This window comes from Lentibacter algarum, assembly GCF_018860975.1.
GTDB lineage: Bacteria > Pseudomonadota > Alphaproteobacteria > Rhodobacterales > Rhodobacteraceae > Lentibacter > Lentibacter algarum_A.
This window is the reverse complement of sequence record NZ_JAHKQI010000006.1, coordinates 1-19,299: the sequence shown is the minus strand read 5'-3', so window position 1 is coordinate 19,299 and position 19,299 is coordinate 1. Positions and strand designations below refer to the sequence as shown.

Here is a 19,299-nt window from a genome sequence, read left to right as displayed (position 1 = left end):
CCCGGACCGAACCACACAACATGGATAGCAAAAGGGCGCGCCCCGATGCTGTTGGAAAAGGAGACGCCTCATGGCGAAGAAACTCGCTGGCACGATGAAACTGCAGGTTCCTGCAGGTCAAGCCAACCCATCCCCACCCGTCGGCCCTGCACTCGGTCAACGCGGTATCAACATCATGGAATTCTGTAAGGCGTTCAACGCCAAGACACAGGACATGGAGCCCGGTGCACCGTGCCCGACCGTGATCACATACTACCAGGACAAGTCGTTCACGATGGACATCAAGACGCCTCCTGCGTCGTATTTCATCAAGAAAGCAGCCAAGCTGAAGTCTGGTTCAAGCACACCGGGCCGCGACACAGCAGGCTCGATCACGGCCAAGCAGGTTCGTGAAATCGCCGAGGCAAAGTGGAAAGACCTCAACGCAAACGACGTCGAAGCTGGCATGAAAATTATCATGGGCAGCGCACGTTCAATGGGCATCGAGGTTAAGTAAGATGGCAAAACTCGGAAAACGCAGCACAGCTGCACGCGCGGCTTTTGCCGACAAGAACATGGTAACAGTTGAAGAAGCTGTGACTTTGATCAAGGCAAACGCAACAGCGAAGTTCGACGAAACACTTGAAATCGCCATGAACCTCGGGGTTGATCCACGCCACGCTGACCAAATGGTTCGCGGCGTTGTTGGCCTTCCTAACGGCACTGGCAAGTCAGTGCGCGTTGCTGTTTTTGCCCGTGGCCCAAAAGCTGACGAAGCAAAAGAAGCTGGTGCAGACGTTGTCGGCGCAGAAGACCTGATGGAAATCGTTCAGGGCGGCACGATCGACTTTGATCGTTGCATCGCGACACCTGACATGATGCCAGTGGTTGGCCGTCTCGGTAAGGTTCTCGGCCCACGCAACCTGATGCCAAACCCAAAGGTTGGCACGGTTACTATGGACGTGGCTGACGCGGTGAAAGCGGCCAAAGGCGGCGAAGTTCAGTTCCGCGTTGAAAAAGCTGGCGTTATTCACGCCGGTATCGGTAAAGCCTCGTTTGACGAAGCCAAGCTGGTTGAAAACGTGCGCGCCTTCGTGAGCGCCGTGGCAAAAGCCAAGCCTGCCGGCTCAAAAGGTGCTTACATGAAGAAGATCACCCTGAGCTCGACAATGGGCCCAGGCGTGAACCTCGACATCGACAGTGCCAACGCTGAGTAAGCATCAGACCTAGAATTGAGAAGGGCGCTCCGTAGTGGGGCGCCCTTTTTCGTTTGCAGAACTGCCGGTTTTTGGCAAAGTTGCACGGATAATTTTTGAGGCAACCCCATGCGCGACGCGAGTTATGACATCCTGTTTGAGCCGGTGCAGATCGGCCCCGTGCAAACCCGCAACCGTTTCTATCAAGTGCCGCATTGCACGGGTATGGGGCACCGGTATCCGCGCTCGGAAGCGGCGCACCGCGGTATCAAGGCCGAGGGTGGTTGGGGCGTTGTCTCAACGCAGGAAACCGAAATTCACCCAAGCTCTGATCTCACCCCCGCCAATGAGGCACGCCTGTGGGATGCAAAGGACATTCCGGCGCTCAAACTGGTGACAGAGGCCGTGCACAGGCACGGAAGCCTCGCTGCGATTCAGCTGGCCCACAACGGCTTGCACGTCGCCAACCGCTACACGCGACACACGCCTTTTGCCCCCAGTGCCGCCGTGGTTGACAGCGACGATCCCGTGCAAGCGCGGGCGATGGACAAGGCCGACATCAAAGCCTTTCGCCGCTGGCACGTAGACGCCGCCAAACGAGCAAAGCAGGCAGGCTTTGACATTATCTATGTCTACGCGGGTCATGATATGACGCTGTTGCAGCACTTTTTGCTTGAGCGACACAACCAACGGACAGACGAATACGGTGGCAGCTTTGAAAACCGTTTGAGGCTGTTTCGCGAGGTGCTGGCCGACACCAAAGAGGCGGTCGGTGACAGCTGTGCCGTGGCTGTGCGACTGGCGGTTGACGAGCTGCTCGGCGCCGAGGGCCTGCGCCACGACGTCGAGGCCCACGACATTATCACTGCCTTGGCCGACGAGCCTGACATGTGGGATGTGAACCTCTCTGATTGGTCAAACGACAGCCAGACATCGCGCTTCGCCAAGGAGGGTTATCAGGAAGATTACACCCGCTTTGTAAAGTCTGTCACCCGCAAGCCCGTGGTCGGCGTAGGGCGCTACACCTCGCCTGACACGATGGTGCGGCTGGTGAAGCAGGGGCACTTGGATCTCATCGGCGCGGCAAGGCCTTCGATCGCGGACCCTTTCCTGCCCAACAAGATCAATGAGGGGCGGGTTGACGACATTCGCGAATGCATCGGCTGCAATATCTGCGTGTCAGGCGACAACACCAGCGTGCCGATGCGTTGCACCCAGAACCCGACGACAGCGGAAGAGTGGCGGCGTGGTTGGCACCCTGAGGTGTTCACCAAATCGGTCAAGCCCGAGCAGCATTTGGTTGTTGGCGGCGGCCCTGCGGGGCTTGAGGCAGCGCTCGTTTTAGCCAAGGCAGGCCAAGAGGTGATCATTGCCGAAGCGAGCCCCGAATGGGGCGGGCGGGTAAGCCTCGAGAGCCGTTTGCCAGGGCTGGCTGAATGGGCACGCGTGCGCGACTGGCGGTTGGGACAACTGCAGAGCATGCCAAACGTCGAGATGTATCTGGAGAGCCACTTAACTGCTGACGACATTCTGGAATACGGCATCGCCAATGTAGCGTTGGCAACGGGGGCGACATGGCGTTCTGACGGCACGGGGCGCGCGCACCGGAGGCCGCTGGGCTTTCTGGCCGATGCGCCCGTGCTGACACCCGACGACGTGATGCACGGCAAGCTCGCCGGCCGCGAGGGGCCGATTGTTGTGTTTGACGACGACCGTTTCTACATGGCCAGCGTCGTGGCTGAAGTGGCCGCTGCGCAGGGCAACAAGGTGACGTTTGTGACGCCTGCTGCCGTGGTTGCACCGTGGTCTGACCATACGCTTGAGCAGGGGCGTATCCAGCAGCGGCTTATCAGACTTGGTGTCGAGATCGTCCCTCTGCACAACCTCGCAGGCTATGCGGAAAGGCAACTGGGCGTTGAATGCGTATACTCGGGCGCCCTGCGAAAGCTGGCCTGTGACACGCTGGTTTCTGTTACCTCCAGAAGCCCGAACGAGGCGCTCTGGCAGGCGTTAAAAGCACGCGAGAGCGCTTGGGCCGCAGCAGGGATCGAGAACGTGAAGACGCTTGGTGACTGTCACGCACCGGGCTTGATTGCTGCGGCAATCTACGCAGGGCACGCTTACGGACGCGCGGCGATGGGGGAGGGGCGCGTGCTACGCGAAGACCGGATGTTGGCAGACTGAGATGCAGGTGCAGCATCAACGCGTTTATCAGCCCTTGTAATCACAGCTAATTCACACTAAATCCACACTTGCAAATCAGCGTGCGATTCGTCGTGCGCTGTTTTGTTTCGTCCAAGACGGTGGGTGAGAGGCGGTTTGGCCTCTCTTAATCTCCTGCCTGAGACGGGAAAAACCGGATTATTTGAGGTTATTCCTCGGGTTATCTTGGCATTGCCCCGTAGTCGGACATGAGTGTCGACCCCTAAGAAAGGGTTGGCAGAACTGAGCCGGGGGGCAACCCCCATATTTGGAGTGAAACTGTGGATAGAGCCCAAAAAGAGAAATTGGTCGACGAGCTCGGCCAGATCTTCGAAAGCTCTGGCGTTGTTGTGGTGTCACACTACGCTGGTCTTACAGTTGCTGAGATGCAAGATCTTCGGGCCCGCGCAAGCGAAGCCGGTGGGTCTGTACGTGTCGCCAAGAACAGGCTCGCCAAGATCGCCCTTGAAGGAAAACCTATCGCTGAGATGGGCAACCTCCTGACGGGTATGACCGTTCTGACATATTCCGAGGATCCTGTGGCTGCGGCCAAGGTTGCCGAGGGATACGCCAAGGAAAACGACAAGTTCGTTATTCTCGGCGGCGCGATGGACGGCGACATCCTTGACCGTGCTGGTGTTACAGCAGTGTCGAAACTGCCTTCACGTGAAGAGCTTCTTGCTCAGATCGCGGGCATGATCGGCGCACCTGCTTCTGACATTGCTGGCGCGATTGGCGCACCTGCTTCTAACATCGCCTCGATTATTTCGACTATCGAAGAAAAAGCGGCGTAAGCAACTGAATAACTGGCGTGCGGAATACCTCACACGTTGGAACACAATTTAATCAAACGGAAAGCAAGTAAAATGGCTGATCTGAAGAAAATCGCAGAAGAGATTGTTGGTCTTACCCTTCTCGAAGCACAAGAACTGAAAACCATCCTTAAAGACGAATACGGCATCGAGCCTGCAGCCGGTGGCGCAGTCATGATGGCGGGCCCAGCTGGCGACGCCGGCGGTGCAGCTGCTGAAGAGCAAACAGAATTCAACGTAGTTCTGATCTCTGCAGGCGCTTCAAAGATCAACGTGATCAAAGAAGTTCGCGGCATCACAGGCCTTGGTCTGAAAGAAGCAAAAGAGCTTGTTGAAGCTGGCGGCAAAGCTGTCAAAGAAGGCGTCGACAAAGCCGAAGCAGACGACATCAAAGCCAAGCTCGAAGCAGCTGGCGCCGAAGTCGAACTCAAGTAATTGGGTTTCCCGCAGGGCTGTTTGTCTTGCGGAAATTTAGGCTGGGCAGGGGAAAACCTTGCCCAGCCGAACCTGTCTTAGAAAGGGCCTCATAAGAGAGGTGTTTTCTAAGGCGCGGTTCAACGGTCGGGTGGCTCTCTTGGGATGAGAGCCTAGAATTGACCAGAAGCGTTGCTGTCTCGAGAAGAGCAGGCCCGGTGCCCGACGGTGCTTGTTCTTGATGAGAACAAATAAAAAGGTGTTATCGCACATGGCGCAATCATTTCTTGGCCAGAAACGTCTCCGCAAATACTTCGGTAAAATCCGCGAAGTTCTAGAGATGCCGAACCTGATCGAGGTTCAAAAGTCTTCATACGATCTATTCCTGAACTCCGGTGATCAGCCCCAGCCAACAGACGGCGAAGGCATCAAAGGTGTTTTCCAATCGGTTTTCCCGATCAAGGATTTCCACGAAACCAGCATTCTTGAGTTCGTGGACTATGAGCTTGAAGAGCCAAAATACGATGTCGAGGAATGTCAGCAACGCGACATGACCTACAGCGCGCCACTTAAAGTGAAGCTGCGCCTCATCGTGTTTGATATCGACGAAGACACTGGAGCCAAGTCAGTTAAAGACATCAAAGAGCAAGACGTGTTCATGGGTGACATGCCTTTGATGACACCGAACGGCACTTTTGTTGTTAATGGCACCGAGCGCGTGATCGTTTCCCAGATGCACCGTTCGCCGGGTGTGTTCTTTGATCACGACAAAGGCAAAACGCATGCTTCGGGCAAGCTGCTGTTTGCTTGCCGCATTATCCCATACCGCGGCTCATGGCTCGACTTTGAGTTTGACGCCAAAGACATCGTATTCGCGCGGATCGACCGTCGCCGTAAGCTGCCGGTTACCACGCTGCTTTACGCGCTTGGCCTTGATCAAGAAGCGATCATGGATGCCTATTACGACACCGTTGATTTCAAACTGAAGAATAAAAAGGGCTGGGTCACCAAGTTCTTCCCCGAGCGTGTGCGTGGCACCCGTCCGACGTTTGACTTGGTTGATGCCAAGACCGGTGAAGTGATCGCAGAAGCTGGCAAAAAAGTAACGCCACGCGCGGTTAAGAAGATCATCGACGAAGGCAAGGTCACAGACTTGTTGGTTCCGTTCGAGCACATTGAAGGCAAGTTTGTCGCCAAAGATATGATCAACGAAGAAACTGGCGCGATTTATGTCGAAGCGGGTGACGAGCTCACTTACGAGCGCGACAAAGACGGTGAAATCATCGGCGGTTCTTTGAAAGAAGTGCTCGATGCGGGCTTCACCGACATTCCGGTTCTCGACATCGACAACGTCAATGTTGGCCCTTACATCCGCAATACCGTTGCTGTCGACAAGAACATGAACCGCGAGACCGCGCTCATGGATATCTACCGTGTAATGCGCCCGGGCGAGCCGCCCACAGTTGACGCAGCTTCGGCGCTGTTTGACACATTGTTCTTTGACAGCGAGCGCTATGATCTCTCGGCTGTTGGCCGCGTGAAAATGAACATGCGTTTGGCTCTGGAAGCAGAAGACACCCTGCGCACCCTGCGCCGCGAAGACATTGTTGCTTGCATCAAGGCACTTGTTGAGCTGCGTGACGGCAAGGGCGACATCGACGATATTGACCACCTCGGAAACCGCCGCGTTCGCTCGGTTGGTGAGTTGATGGAAAACCAGTATCGTGTTGGTCTTCTGCGTATGGAACGTGCGATCAAGGAGCGTATGTCATCTGTCGAAATCGACACAGTGATGCCGCAAGACCTGATCAACGCCAAGCCAGCCGCAGCTGCGGTTCGCGAATTCTTCGGCTCTAGCCAGCTGTCACAGTTCATGGACCAAACCAACCCGCTCTCGGAAGTCACGCACAAGCGTCGCCTTTCAGCGCTTGGGCCAGGCGGCCTTACGCGTGAGCGTGCGGGCTTTGAAGTGCGCGACGTTCACCCAACGCACTACGGTCGTATGTGTCCGATTGAAACGCCGGAAGGCCCGAACATCGGCTTGATCAACTCGCTCGCGACATTCGCGCGGGTTAACAAGTATGGCTTCATCGAAACACCATACCGTCGTGTTGAAAACGGTCAGGTGACTGATGATGTAAGCTACATGTCAGCGACGGAAGAGCAGCGCCACGTTGTTGCTCAGGCCAACGCCTCGCTTGACGAGAACGGCAAGTTCACCAACGACTTGGTATCAACACGCCAAGCCGGTGAATACACGCTGGCGCCGAACGAGCACGTTGATCTGATCGACGTGTCGCCAAAGCAGCTCGTCTCGGTTGCTGCGTCGCTTATCCCGTTCCTTGAAAATGACGATGCGAACCGCGCTCTTATGGGCTCGAACATGCAACGTCAGGCTGTTCCACTCCTGCAGGCCGAAGCGCCTTTGGTTGGCACTGGCATCGAGGGCAAAGTCGCGATCGACTCGGGTGCTGCCATTCAGGCCAAGCGCGCAGGTATCGTTGACCAGATCGACGCCCAGCGTATCGTTATCCGCGCCACACACGATCTTGAGTTGGGTGATGCGGGTGTTGATATCTATCGCATGCGCAAGTTCCAACGCAGCAACCAGAACACATGTATCAACCAGCGCCCATTGGTGAAGGTTGGTGACACGGTTCAGAAAGCCGAGATCATTGCTGACGGCCCGTCTACGGACATCGGTGAACTTGCTCTTGGTAAGAACGTGGTCGTCGCGTTTATGCCTTGGAACGGCTATAACTACGAAGATAGTATCCTGATTTCAGAGCGCATCTCGCGTGATGACGTGTTCACGAGCATCCACATCGAAGAGTTCGAAGTGGCGGCACGCGACACGAAACTCGGCCCGGAAGAAATCACCCGCGACATTCCAAACGTCGGTGAAGAAGCTCTGCGCAACCTCGATGAGGCTGGCATTGTTTACATTGGTGCCGACGTTGAGCCGGGTGACATTCTTGTGGGTAAAATCACACCAAAAGGCGAAAGCCCGATGACGCCGGAAGAAAAGCTTCTGCGTGCCATCTTTGGTGAGAAAGCCTCTGATGTGCGTGACACCTCACTGCGCGTGAAGCCGGGTGACTTTGGCACAGTCGTAGAAGTGCGCGTCTTTAACCGCCACGGTGTGGAAAAAGACGAACGCGCGCTGCAAATCGAGCGTGAAGAAGTTGAACGCCTCGCACGTGACCGCGACGATGAACTCGCGATCCTTGATCGCAACATCTACGCGCGACTCGGTGACATGCTGCTCGGCAAAGAAGTTGCCAAGGGCCCCAAAGGTGTGAAAGCCGGCTCAAAAGTTGATGCCGATATGCTGGAAACCTACCCGCAGTCTGCTTGGTGGATGATTGCTCTGAAAGACGAGAAGTCAGCTCAGGTTGTCGAAGCACTCAACGAGCAATACGAAGCGCAAAAGCGCACGCTTGACGCCCGCTTCGAGGACAAAGTCGAGAAAGTCCGCCGTGGTGACGACCTGCCACCAGGTGTGATGAAGATGGTTAAAGTCTTCATCGCGGTGAAGCGCAAGCTTCAGCCAGGTGACAAAATGGCCGGCCGTCACGGCAACAAAGGTGTTATTTCCAAGGTTGTTCCTATGGAAGACATGCCTTTCTTGGCTGATGGCACACCTGTCGACTTCTGTCTTAACCCGCTCGGCGTTCCGTCACGTATGAACGTTGGTCAGATTTTGGAAACACACATGGGTTGGGCCGCACGTGGCCTTGGCTTGCAGATCGACGACGCTCTTGGTGAGTTCCGCCGCTCTGGTGATCTGACGCCAGTTCGTGACGCCATGAAGCACGCTTACGGCGACGAAGTTTACGCCGAAGGCATTGCCGATATGGACGAAAAGCTGCTGCTTGAAGCGGCTGGCAACGTCACACGCGGTGTTCCTATCGCAACGCCGGTTTTTGACGGTGCGAAGGAAGCTGACGTGAACGACGCTCTGAGCCGTGCAGGCTTTGACACCTCAGGCCAGTCGGTCTTGTTTGACGGCCGCACAGGCGAGCAGTTTGCACGCCCTGTTACGGTCGGCATCAAGTATCTGCTGAAACTGCATCACCTTGTGGACGACAAAATCCACGCGCGCTCGACAGGGCCTTACAGCCTCGTCACGCAGCAGCCTCTGGGCGGTAAAGCCCAGTTCGGTGGTCAGCGCTTTGGGGAGATGGAAGTCTGGGCGCTCGAAGCTTACGGCGCCGCCTATACGCTACAGGAAATGCTGACTGTGAAGTCGGATGACGTAGCCGGGCGGACGAAAGTCTACGAGAGCATTGTTAAGGGTGAAGACAACTTTGAGGCCGGTGTGCCAGAGAGCTTTAACGTTCTCGTCAAAGAAGTCCGCGGCCTTGGCCTGAACATGGAACTCCTGGATGCGGAGGATGAGGAATAAAGGCTTCGGCCTTAACTTCTCCCTCCCTTCCGCAACCAATTTGAGGATATCAAAATGAACCAGGAACTTACAAACAACCCGTTTAACCCGCTTGCGCCACAGAAGGTTTTTGACGAGATCAAAGTCTCGCTAGCCTCTCCTGAGCGCATTCTGTCGTGGTCTTTCGGGGAAATCAAAAAACCCGAAACCATCAACTACCGCACGTTCAAGCCTGAGCGTGACGGTCTTTTCTGTGCGCGTATCTTCGGGCCGGTAAAAGACTACGAATGTCTCTGCGGTAAATATAAGCGCATGAAGTATCGCGGCGTTGTCTGCGAGAAATGTGGTGTTGAAGTTACGCTTCAAAAAGTGCGCCGCGAGCGCATGGGCCACATCGAACTTGCTTCACCTGTGGCGCACATCTGGTTCCTCAAGTCGCTTCCATCACGGATCGGCCTGATGCTGGACATGACACTGCGTGATCTTGAGCGCGTTCTGTATTTTGAAAACTACGTGGTCATCGAGCCGGGGCTGACCGACCTGACATATGGCCAGATGCTCACCGAAGAAGAGCACATGGACGCGCAAGATCACTACGGCATGGACGCTTTCACTGCCAACATCGGCGCCGAAGCGATCCGCGAAATGCTGAGCCTGATTGATCTTGATGCAGAAGCTGAAACGCTTCGTGCCGATCTGGCCGAAGCCACAGGCGAACTCAAGCCCAAGAAGATCATCAAACGCCTCAAAGTTGTCGAGAGCTTCCTTGAATCAGGCAACCGCCCTGAGTGGATGATCATGACCGTTGTGCCTGTGATCCCGCCAGAATTGCGCCCGCTGGTGCCGCTCGATGGTGGCCGCTTTGCGACGTCTGATCTCAACGATCTTTACCGCCGTGTTATCAACCGTAACAACCGCCTCAAGCGTCTTATCGAACTTCGCGCGCCTGACATCATCGTGCGCAACGAAAAGCGGATGCTGCAAGAGTCGGTTGACGCCTTGTTTGACAACGGCCGCCGTGGCCGCGTGATCACGGGCGCCAACAAACGCCCGCTCAAGTCACTTTCAGACATGCTTAAAGGCAAGCAAGGTCGCTTCCGCCAAAACCTTTTGGGGAAACGCGTCGACTTCTCGGGTCGTTCTGTCATCGTGACAGGCCCAGAGCTGAAGTTGCACCAGTGCGGCCTGCCCAAGAAGATGGCTCTCGAACTGTTCAAGCCGTTTATCTACTCGCGTCTAGAAGCCAAAGGGCTCTCGGCAACAGTTAAGCAAGCCAAGAAGCTGGTTGAAAAAGAGCGCCCCGAAGTTTGGGATATCCTCGACGAGGTTATTCGCGAGCATCCCGTTATGCTCAACCGTGCTCCGACGCTTCACCGCCTTGGCATTCAGGCGTTTGAACCCGTGCTGATCGAAGGTAAGGCTATCCAGCTTCACCCGCTGGTTTGCTCGGCTTTCAATGCCGACTTCGACGGCGACCAAATGGCCGTTCACGTGCCGCTTTCGCTTGAAGCTCAGCTTGAAGCCCGCGTCTTGATGATGTCAACAAACAACGTACTTTCGCCAGCCAACGGCGCACCGATCATTGTTCCTTCGCAGGATATGATCCTTGGTCTTTATTACACGACCATTGCGCGCGCTGGCATGAAGGGCGAAGGCATGGTCTTCAGCTCGATTGACGAAGTTCAGCATGCTCTTGATTCAGGCGAAGTTCACCTCCACGCCAACATCATTGCCCGGATTCCTCAGGCTGATGAAGTCGGCAACGAAGTGATGACCCGCTTTGAAACCACACCGGGCCGCGTTCGTCTTGGTGCGCTGTTGCCTTTGAACAGCAAAGCGCCGTTTGAACTGGTTAACCGTCTGCTTCGCAAGCGTGAAGTTCAGCAGATTATTGACACTGTCTACCGCTACTGTGGTCAGAAAGAGTCAGTGATTTTCTGCGATCAGATCATGACAATGGGCTTCCGTGAAGCTTTCAAAGCCGGCATTTCGTTTGGTAAGGATGACATGGTTGTCCCTGATACCAAATGGGGCATCGTCGACGGCACGCGCGAGCAAGTGAAAGACTTCGAACAGCAGTATCTCGACGGCCTGATCACTCAGGGCGAGAAATACAACAAAGTTGTCGATGCTTGGAGCAAATGTAACGACCAAGTCACCGAAGCGATGATGAACACAATTTCGGCGGATCAAACCGATGAAGACGGCTCAACAGCAGAGCCAAACTCGGTTTACATGATGGCTCACTCCGGTGCGCGTGGTTCGGTTACGCAGATGAAACAACTCGGCGGGATGCGCGGCCTGATGGCCAAGCCGAACGGCGACATCATCGAGACGCCGATCATCTCGAACTTTAAAGAAGGCCTCACGGTTCTTGAATACTTCAACTCGACACACGGGGCGCGTAAAGGCCTTTCAGATACCGCTCTGAAGACAGCCAACTCGGGTTACCTGACACGTCGTCTTGTTGACGTGGCGCAAGACTGCATTGTGCGTGAGCACGACTGCGGAACCGAACGCGCGATCACAGCTGTTGCTGCGGTGAACGACGGTGAAGTTGTCTCGTCTCTTGCCGAGCGTCTGCTTGGTCGTGTGGCTGCCGATGACATCACCAAGCCGGGCACTGACGAAGTTCTTGTTACTGCCGGCACGATCATCGACGAGCGTATGGCTGATGCCATTGACGCGGCTGGCGTTGCCACGACACGCATGCGCAGCCCGCTGACTTGCGAAGCTGAAGACGGCGTTTGCGCCATGTGTTACGGGCGTGACCTCGCGCGCGGCACGATGGTTAACCAAGGTGAAGCTGTCGGTATTATCGCCGCGCAGTCGATCGGCGAACCAGGCACGCAGCTGACGATGCGGACATTCCACATTGGCGGTGTTGCACAGGGTGGTCAGCAGTCGTTCCTTGAAGCGAGCCAAGAAGGTAAAGTAGTCTTTGAAAACGCTCAATTGCTTGAGAACGAAGCAGGCGAGCAGCTGGTTGTTGGTCGTAACATGAAGCTCATCATTATGGGCGAAGATGACGATGAACGCGCAAGCCACAAACTGTCTTACGGCTCGAAACTGTTTGTCAAAGAGGGTGCAAAAATTCTTCGCGGCGACAAGATGTTCGAATGGGATCCATACACCCTTCCGATCATTGCCGAAAAAGCTGGTACGGCCAAGTTTGTTGACCTCGTAAGCGGCATTGCCGTGCGCGACGAGACAGATGAAGCCACAGGCATGACCCAGAAGATCGTGATCGACTGGCGTGCTGCGCCAAAAGGCAACGAGCTCAAGCCCGAGATCATCCTTGTCGACAAAGACGGCGAACCTGTCCGAAATTCGGCTGACAATCCTCTGACCTACCCGATGTCAGTTGATGCGATCATGTCGATCGAAGACGGCCAGGAGATCAAAGCCGGTGACGTTGTTGCGCGTATTCCTCGTGAAGGCGCGAAAACAAAAGACATTACCGGTGGTCTGCCACGGGTTGCGGAACTCTTTGAGGCACGTCGCCCCAAAGACCACGCGATCATTGCAGAGATCGACGGTTATGTTCGCTACGGTCGCGACTATAAGAATAAGCGCCGTATCAGCATCGAGCCAGCCGATGACACGATGGAAGCCGTTGAATACATGGTGCCAAAGGGCAAGCACATTCCCGTTATGGAAGGTGATTTTGTCCAGAAGGGCGACTACATCATGGACGGCAACCCCGCGCCGCATGACATCCTCTCAATCATGGGTGTCGAAGCGCTGGCTGACTATATGATCGACGAAGTGCAAGATGTTTACCGCCTCCAAGGTGTGAAGATCAACGATAAGCACATCGAAGTTATCGTGCGTCAGATGCTGCAGAAGTGGGAGATCCTCGACAGCGGTGAAACCACCTTGCTTAAGGGCGAGAACGTGGACAAAGCCGAGTTTGACGAAGCCAACGCCAAGGCAGAAGCCCGCGGCGGGCGTCCGGCCAAAGGCGAGCCGATCCTTCTCGGGATCACCAAGGCGAGCTTGCAGACACGTTCGTTCATCTCGGCGGCGTCATTCCAGGAGACAACGCGCGTTCTTACCGAAGCCTCTGTGCAGGGTAAGAAAGACAAGCTGGTTGGCCTCAAGGAAAACGTTATTGTTGGCCGTCTCATTCCGGCCGGCACAGGCGGCGCAACTCAGAAGATCCGCCGTGTTGCTCAGGATCGTGACAATGTCGTGCTCGAAGCGCGTCGCGAAGAAGCTGAAGCCGCCGCTGCTTTGGCTGCGCCAAGTGAGGACGATGTCTTTGCCGCACAAGCGAGCGAAAGCACCATCGTTGATACGCCAGAGGAAAGCCGCGAGTAAGCTGCGCTTTACCTAGAGAAAATAGAAAGCCCCGCCGTAACAGCGGGGCTTTTCTTTTGGGTGGTTTCGATGTCATCTGTGAGCAAGAGGAGCGCTACAGATGCAACATGACCCCCATTCCGTTCAAGTCGTCGGCGTTGTGCGGTTCTCGGTGCTGACCGAAGACTACTATGCCGAGACACATGGCAGCGTCGAAGCGATTGGAGCGCATTTGTTCAACGACGAGCGCCTCGCATTGCGGTTTCGTCTGTTTGAGACGCTTTGTTTGCCTTCGCTGGTCGCACAAGCTGATCAAGATTTTAACGTTGTTGTTTTGACATCCACGCATTTGCCGCCCGAAGCGCGAGAGCGTCTTGATGCGTTGATTGCGCCTCATGACAACATCACCATTTTTGCGGCAGATCCGGCCCGCCACTATCAGATTTGCAAGCAAGCCTATGCCAGTGCATTTGAAGAAGGGTATACGCATCGGCTGTGCTTCCGCCTTGACGACGACGACGCGGTATCCCGCGACTATGTTGCCCGGTGCAAACGGCTGGCGGGGCCGCTGCTTGCGATTGAGCCTGATGCACCAACGATGATCGCTTTCAACCGTGGCTTTTACGTCGAAGTGACGGGTGAGGGCGGCAACTCGGTGATCGACACTGTCGAGCGCGCCCCGCTGTCTGTCGGGTTGGCATTGTTGCATCCGGTTTCCTACGGGCGCAACCCTTACCGCTACAACCACCGCGCAATTGCGCAGCATTACACACTCTACTCCGATGTTTCGGAGCCGTGCTTTATCAGGACGATCCACTCTGACAACAAATCAAGCCCGGCAAAACTCGGGATCACTGGAAAGATGGAACCGAACAAAATTGAAAGTGAGATCGGTACGCGTTTCGGGTTTGATATCAAGACACTGCGCGACATATGAGCCATACCGCGAATGACAATTTCAAAGGGGCGCTGCTGATGATGGCATCAATGGCGGCGTTCACGTTCAATGACGCCTTCATGAAAGCCATAGCGGACGAGCTGCCCTTGTTCCAGATACTGACCCTGCGCGGCATACTGACGGTTGCGTTGATCGCAGCGATGATGTTTTTGCGTGGCAAGACCGACTTCGGCATTCCTGCGAATGATCGCGGTAAGGTTCTGCTCCGGGTGATTGCCGAAATCACCTCGGCGTATTTCTTTCTCACAGCGTTGTTTAATATGCCGTTGGCCAATGTCTCGGCGATTTTGCAGGCACTGCCTTTGACAGTTACGCTGGCGGCGGCGTTCTTTTTCGGTGAGGCCGTCGGTTGGCGGCGGATGTCGGCAATTCTCATTGGATTTTTGGGCGTTTGGCTCATCGTCCGCCCCGGCACCGAGGGCTTTACTATCTACTCGCTCTACGCACTGATCGCAGTTGCCTTCGTTACGCTGCGCGACTTGGTGACCAGACGGTTAAGCAAAGACACCCCCTCGATGGCTGTTTCGTTTTACTCGGCAGTCGGTGTCACATTGTTCTTTGCGGCAGGTTCCCCCGCGCAGGGTTGGGCGCCTGTCAGCGGCTTTGCCGCTTTGATGATCACCGGTGCAGCGCTTATGATCATCGGCGGATACCTCTGTTCAATCATGGTCATGCGCGTTGGCGAAATCAGCTTTGTCGCAACGTTTCGTTACACTTCGCTTGTCTGGGCTTTGCTCATAGGGTGGTTTGTTTTTGGTGACTGGCCTGCGCCGCTAACTCTTATCGGCGCGTCTATCGTTGTAGGCTCTGGTGTCTTTATGCTGCTACGAGAGCGTCAAATAAAACTAGGTAAGGTATGAAGCGCGTGAAACTACAAGTTCTGGGCCTTTGCCGCTGGTCTTATCCAAGCCAAGTCGGGGCATTTAACAACAAGGGCCAGAGCCTTGAGGCACTGAGGGCGGAGCTTTACAATGCTCGCCGCCTTGAGGGACGCTTGTTCTTTATGGAGCATCTTGTGTTGCCGAGCATTCGGGCGCAGAGCGATGTCGACTTCAAGCTGGTTTTGATGATCGGTGACGAACTACCTGATCCGTGGCGTAGCAAGCTGTTGCGCTTGATCAAAGATATCCCGCAGGTGAAACCGGTGTTTCTGCCCGAAGGGCAAAACCACATGGAGGCTTGCCGCAATCTGATGATCTCCGAGCGAGACCAGAGCGCCGATGTCGTGGCGGAGTTCCGGCTTGACGATGACGATGCGGTGGCGAGTGATTTTGTCGCCCGATTGCGCGATCTTTTCGGTGCGCTACGTCCGATCTATAAAGAGCACAAGCGCGTGGCTGTCGACTTTTGCCGTGGCTTTCTGATGCGATGCGAGAACAGTGGCGAAATCAACTACGAACCCGTCGAAGCGCGCCTTTGGACACCTGCTTTAGCGCTATACGTGCCGCCAAGCCATAAACGTAGCCTGATTAACTATCCGCATATGCGGACATGGCGGGCAATGCCGGTGCTAAGCCACAACAAAAAGCCGATGTTTGTGCGCGGGGCGCATGAGGGCAACGATAGCGAAATCAAACGCCGCAATGTCGAGACTTTTCGCTTCAATCTTGAAAACCTCCCTGACGTGATGCAGGAAGACTTTGGCGTTGACTTGCAGGGTTTTGAGACAGCATGGCGAGCTTTGCATGCGAACTCGTAAGCTGCGGGCAGCAAGCATGCAGCCTTGTTGACAAGCACCCCGACTCCGCCTATACGCGCGCTATCCGGTGCGGAGTAACTTCCTTAGCCGTTTACAGAACTGTAGTTATCAAGGCCCAAGCTAATGCTGCGAAGGCCCTCTGGGAACACACCGCGACGTTTACCTCGGAATGGGAACGCTGCGGTTTTTGTGCATTGTGGACGCGCCATGCACGTATGACTGAACCCGCGGGGGGACACCCTTGCATAAATGTGTTGAGAAACGGGAAAAGAACCCTATGCCAACGATCCAACAGCTTATCCGGAAGCCCCGGAAGCCGAAAGTCAAACGCTCAAAGTCGCTTCACCTTGAGGGCAACCCTCAGAAGCGCGGTGTTTGCACACGCGTTTATACAACGACGCCAAAGAAACCGAACTCAGCGATGCGTAAGGTTGCCAAAGTGCGCCTCACAAACGGCTTTGAAGTGATCAGCTACATCGGCGGCGAAAGCCACAACCTTCAGGAGCACTCTGTTGTCCTGATTCGTGGCGGCCGCGTAAAAGACCTTCCAGGTGTTCGCTACCACATCCTGCGCGGTGTTCTTGATACGCAAGGCGTTAAAGACCGTAAACAGCGCCGTTCGAAATATGGCGCCAAGCGTCCTAAGTAAGGAAGAGATCACATGTCACGTCGTCACGCCGCTGAGAAGCGCGAAGTCCTTCCTGACGCCAAGTTTGGTGATCGGGTTCTGACAAAATTCATGAACAATCTGATGATCGACGGCAAAAAAGCCGTTGCTGAGCGGATCGTTTACAACGCATTTGACCGCGTTGAGAGCAAAATCAAACGCGCTCCTGTGGAAATCTTCCACGAAGCCCTCGAAAACATCAAACCTTCTGTCGAAGTTCGCTCACGTCGTGTGGGTGGTGCTACGTATCAGGTTCCTGTTGAGGTGCGCCCCGAGCGTCGCGAAGCTCTGGCCATCCGTTGGCTGATCAACGCGAGCCGTGCCCGCAACGAAAACACCATGGAAGAGCGCCTTGCCGGCGAACTTATGGATGCTGTTCAGTCGCGCGGTTCTGCCGTTAAAAAACGCGAAGACACTCACAAAATGGCCGAGGCTAACAAAGCCTTCAGCCACTACCGCTGGTAAGAGGAGCGCACCAATATGGCACGCGAATATCCACTCGACCGTTACCGCAACTTTGGCATTATGGCGCACATTGATGCGGGTAAAACCACATGCTCGGAACGTATCCTGTTTTACACAGGTAAAGAGCATAACATCGGCGAAGTTCACGACGGCGCTGCAACCATGGACCACATGGAGCAGGAACAAGAGCGCGGAATTACAATTACTTCCGCTGCGACAACCACGTTCTGGGAGCGCACAGAAGACGGCACCACGCCCGACTCTGAAAAGCACCGCTTGAACATCATCGACACGCCTGGCCACGTTGACTTCACTATTGAAGTAGAGCGCTCGCTTGCGGTTCTCGATGGTGCCGTTTGTGTTCTTGACGCAAACGCCGGTGTTGAACCACAGACCGAAACAGTATGGCGTCAGGCCGACCGCTACAAAGTTCCGCGTATGGTTTTTGTCAACAAAATGGACAAAATCGGCGCTGACTTCTTCAACTGTGTGAACATGATTGAAGAGCGCACCGGTGCGGTTGCGGTTCCTGTTGGCATCCCGATCGGTGCTGAAACAGAACTCGAAGGTCTGCTTGACCTCGTGACCATGGAAGAATGGTTGTGGGAAGGCGAAGACCTTGGCGCATCATGGGTGAAAGCTCCTATTCGTGACAGCCTGAAAGGCATGGCTGACGAATGGCGCAACAAGCTCGTAGAAGCCGCTGTCGAGATGGACGATGACGCAATGGAAGCTTATCTGGAAGGCGAAGAGCCTGACGTTAAGACCCTGCGCGCGCTGATCCGTAAGGGCACTCTGGCCATGGCATTCGTGCCAGTGCTTGGTGGTTCTGCGTTCAAAAACAAAGGTGTTCAGCCGCTTCTCAACGCTGTTGTCGACTACCTGCCGAGCCCGCTCGACGTTGTTGATTACATGGGCTTTAAGCCTGGCGACGAAACAGAGACGCGTAACATTGCGCGCCGCGCTGACGACGACATGGCATTCTCTGCTCTGGCGTTCAAAATCTGGAATGACCCGTTTGTTGGCTCGCTGACATTCACGCGGATCTATTCAGGTAAGCTTGAAAAGGGCGACACCTTCCTGAACTCGACCAAAGGCAAAAAAGAGCGCGTTGGCCGCATGATGATCATGCACTCCAACGACCGTGATGAAATCTCCGAGGCATTCTCGGGTGACATCATCGCGCTTGGCGGCCTGAAGGACACGACAACCGGTGATACGCTTTGCGCCGTGAACGAACCAGTCGTTCTCGAAACAATGACCTTCCCGGAACCTGTGATCGAGATCGCGGTTGAGCCAAAAACCAAAGGCGACCAAGAAAAGATGGGCATCGCCCTTCAACGCTTGTCAGCTGAAGATCCATCCTTCCGCGTGGAAACTGACCTGGAATCAGGCCAGACCATCATGAAAGGCATGGGCGAACTTCACCTCGATATTCTTGTTGATCGTATGAAGCGCGAGTTCAAAGTCGAAGCGAACATCGGTGCGCCACAGGTGGCTTACCGTGAGACAATCGGCCACGAAGTCGAGCACACATACACCCACAAGAAACAGTCGGGTGGTTCTGGTCAGTTTGGTGAGGTAAAACTCATCATCTCGCCAACAGAACCAGGCGAAGGCTACTCATTCGAGAGCCGCGTTGTGGGTGGTTCGGTTCCGAAGGAATACATCCCGGGCGTTGAAAAAGGCATCAAGTCAGTTATGGACAGCGGCCCACTTGCTGGCTTCCCTGTCATCGACTTCAAAGTTGCTTTGATCGAAGGCAAATACCATGATGTTGACTCATCGGTTCTCGCGTTTGAAATCGCATCACGTATGTGTATGCGTGAAGGCATGAGAATGGCTGGCGCGAAACTGCTCGAGCCAGTGATGAAAGTCGAAGTGATCACACCTGAAGAGTATACAGGCGGCATCATCGGCGATCTGACATCACGTCGCGGTCAGGTATCGGGCCAAGAGCCTCGCGGTAACGCGATCGCTATTGACGCGTTTGTGCCTCTGGCAAATATGTTCGGCTACATCAACACACTGCGTTCGATGTCGTCGGGTCGTGCGAACTTCACCATGCAGTTCGGTCACTACGAGCCAGTTCCAAGCAACATCTCGGAAGAAATTCAGGCGAAGTTCGCCTAAGTTTTCAACAAATTAGCGAAGCGCGCAGTTCCGTGCGCTTCGCCTTTTGATTAAAGGAGGCCATCATGGCTAAGGAAAAGTTTGA

The 19,299-nt window shown here is 55.0% G+C and carries 13 protein-coding genes; all 13 read left to right on the top strand.

From position 1 onward, the window contains the following. Nucleotides 1-70 precede the first annotated feature (70 nt). Entirely contained in the window at nt 71-496 is a 426-nt protein-coding gene (rplK, locus tag KO498_RS08340; protein ID WP_215959453.1) for a 50S ribosomal protein L11, read from the top strand. Between the two features lies 1 nt (nt 497). After that, nucleotides 498-1,196, top strand: coding sequence for a 50S ribosomal protein L1 (rplA, locus tag KO498_RS08335; RefSeq protein WP_215959452.1), 699 nt, complete (start codon nt 498-500; stop codon nt 1,194-1,196). Between the two features lie 108 nt (nt 1,197-1,304). After that, the gene (locus tag KO498_RS08330) at nt 1,305-3,359 is read left to right on the top strand and encodes an FAD-dependent oxidoreductase (RefSeq protein ID WP_215959451.1); all 2,055 of its coding nucleotides are present in this window, start codon (nt 1,305-1,307) and stop codon (nt 3,357-3,359) included. 299 nt (nt 3,360-3,658) lie between these two features. Then, nucleotides 3,659-4,171: a 50S ribosomal protein L10 gene (gene rplJ, locus KO498_RS08325; protein ID WP_215959450.1), complete on the top strand. Its 513-nt coding sequence runs from the start codon at nt 3,659-3,661 to the stop codon at nt 4,169-4,171. A gap of 72 nt (nt 4,172-4,243) precedes the next feature. Continuing rightward, nucleotides 4,244-4,624 (top strand): 50S ribosomal protein L7/L12, encoded by a 381-nt coding sequence (gene rplL, locus KO498_RS08320; protein ID WP_215959449.1) that lies wholly within the window; start codon nt 4,244-4,246, stop codon nt 4,622-4,624. A gap of 250 nt (nt 4,625-4,874) precedes the next feature. Further along, a complete protein-coding gene (gene rpoB / locus KO498_RS08315) occupies nt 4,875-9,011 on the top strand; it encodes a DNA-directed RNA polymerase subunit beta (RefSeq protein ID WP_215959448.1) in 4,137 nt (1,378 codons plus the stop codon). 54 nt (nt 9,012-9,065) lie between these two features. Beyond that, a complete protein-coding gene (gene rpoC / locus KO498_RS08310) occupies nt 9,066-13,313 on the top strand; it encodes a DNA-directed RNA polymerase subunit beta' (protein ID WP_215959447.1) in 4,248 nt (1,415 codons plus the stop codon). A gap of 100 nt (nt 13,314-13,413) precedes the next feature. Further along, on the top strand, nt 13,414-14,229 hold the full coding sequence (locus KO498_RS08305) for a glycosyltransferase (RefSeq protein WP_215959446.1): 816 nt from the start codon (nt 13,414-13,416) through the stop codon (nt 14,227-14,229). Next, nucleotides 14,226-15,110, top strand: a complete 885-nt coding sequence (locus KO498_RS08300; protein WP_215959445.1) for a DMT family transporter — start codon at nt 14,226-14,228, stop codon at nt 15,108-15,110. Before KO498_RS08305 ends, KO498_RS08300 begins: the two co-directional genes overlap by 4 nt. A gap of 5 nt (nt 15,111-15,115) precedes the next feature. Then, entirely contained in the window at nt 15,116-15,949 is an 834-nt protein-coding gene (locus tag KO498_RS08295; RefSeq protein ID WP_215959444.1) for a glycosyltransferase, read from the top strand. A 277-nt stretch (nt 15,950-16,226) separates the two neighbouring features. Next, nucleotides 16,227-16,598 carry a 30S ribosomal protein S12 gene (gene rpsL / locus KO498_RS08290; protein WP_215959443.1) on the top strand — a complete coding sequence of 124 codons (372 nt, stop codon included), beginning with the start codon at nt 16,227-16,229 and terminating at the stop codon, nt 16,596-16,598. Between the two features lie 12 nt (nt 16,599-16,610). Then, nucleotides 16,611-17,081 (top strand): 30S ribosomal protein S7, encoded by a 471-nt coding sequence (gene rpsG, locus KO498_RS08285; RefSeq protein ID WP_215959442.1) that lies wholly within the window; start codon nt 16,611-16,613, stop codon nt 17,079-17,081. 15 nt (nt 17,082-17,096) lie between these two features. Continuing rightward, complete coding sequence (fusA, locus tag KO498_RS08280) at nt 17,097-19,214, top strand: elongation factor G (RefSeq protein WP_215959441.1); 2,118 nt, start codon at nt 17,097-17,099, stop codon at nt 19,212-19,214. Nucleotides 19,215-19,299 lie beyond the last annotated feature (85 nt).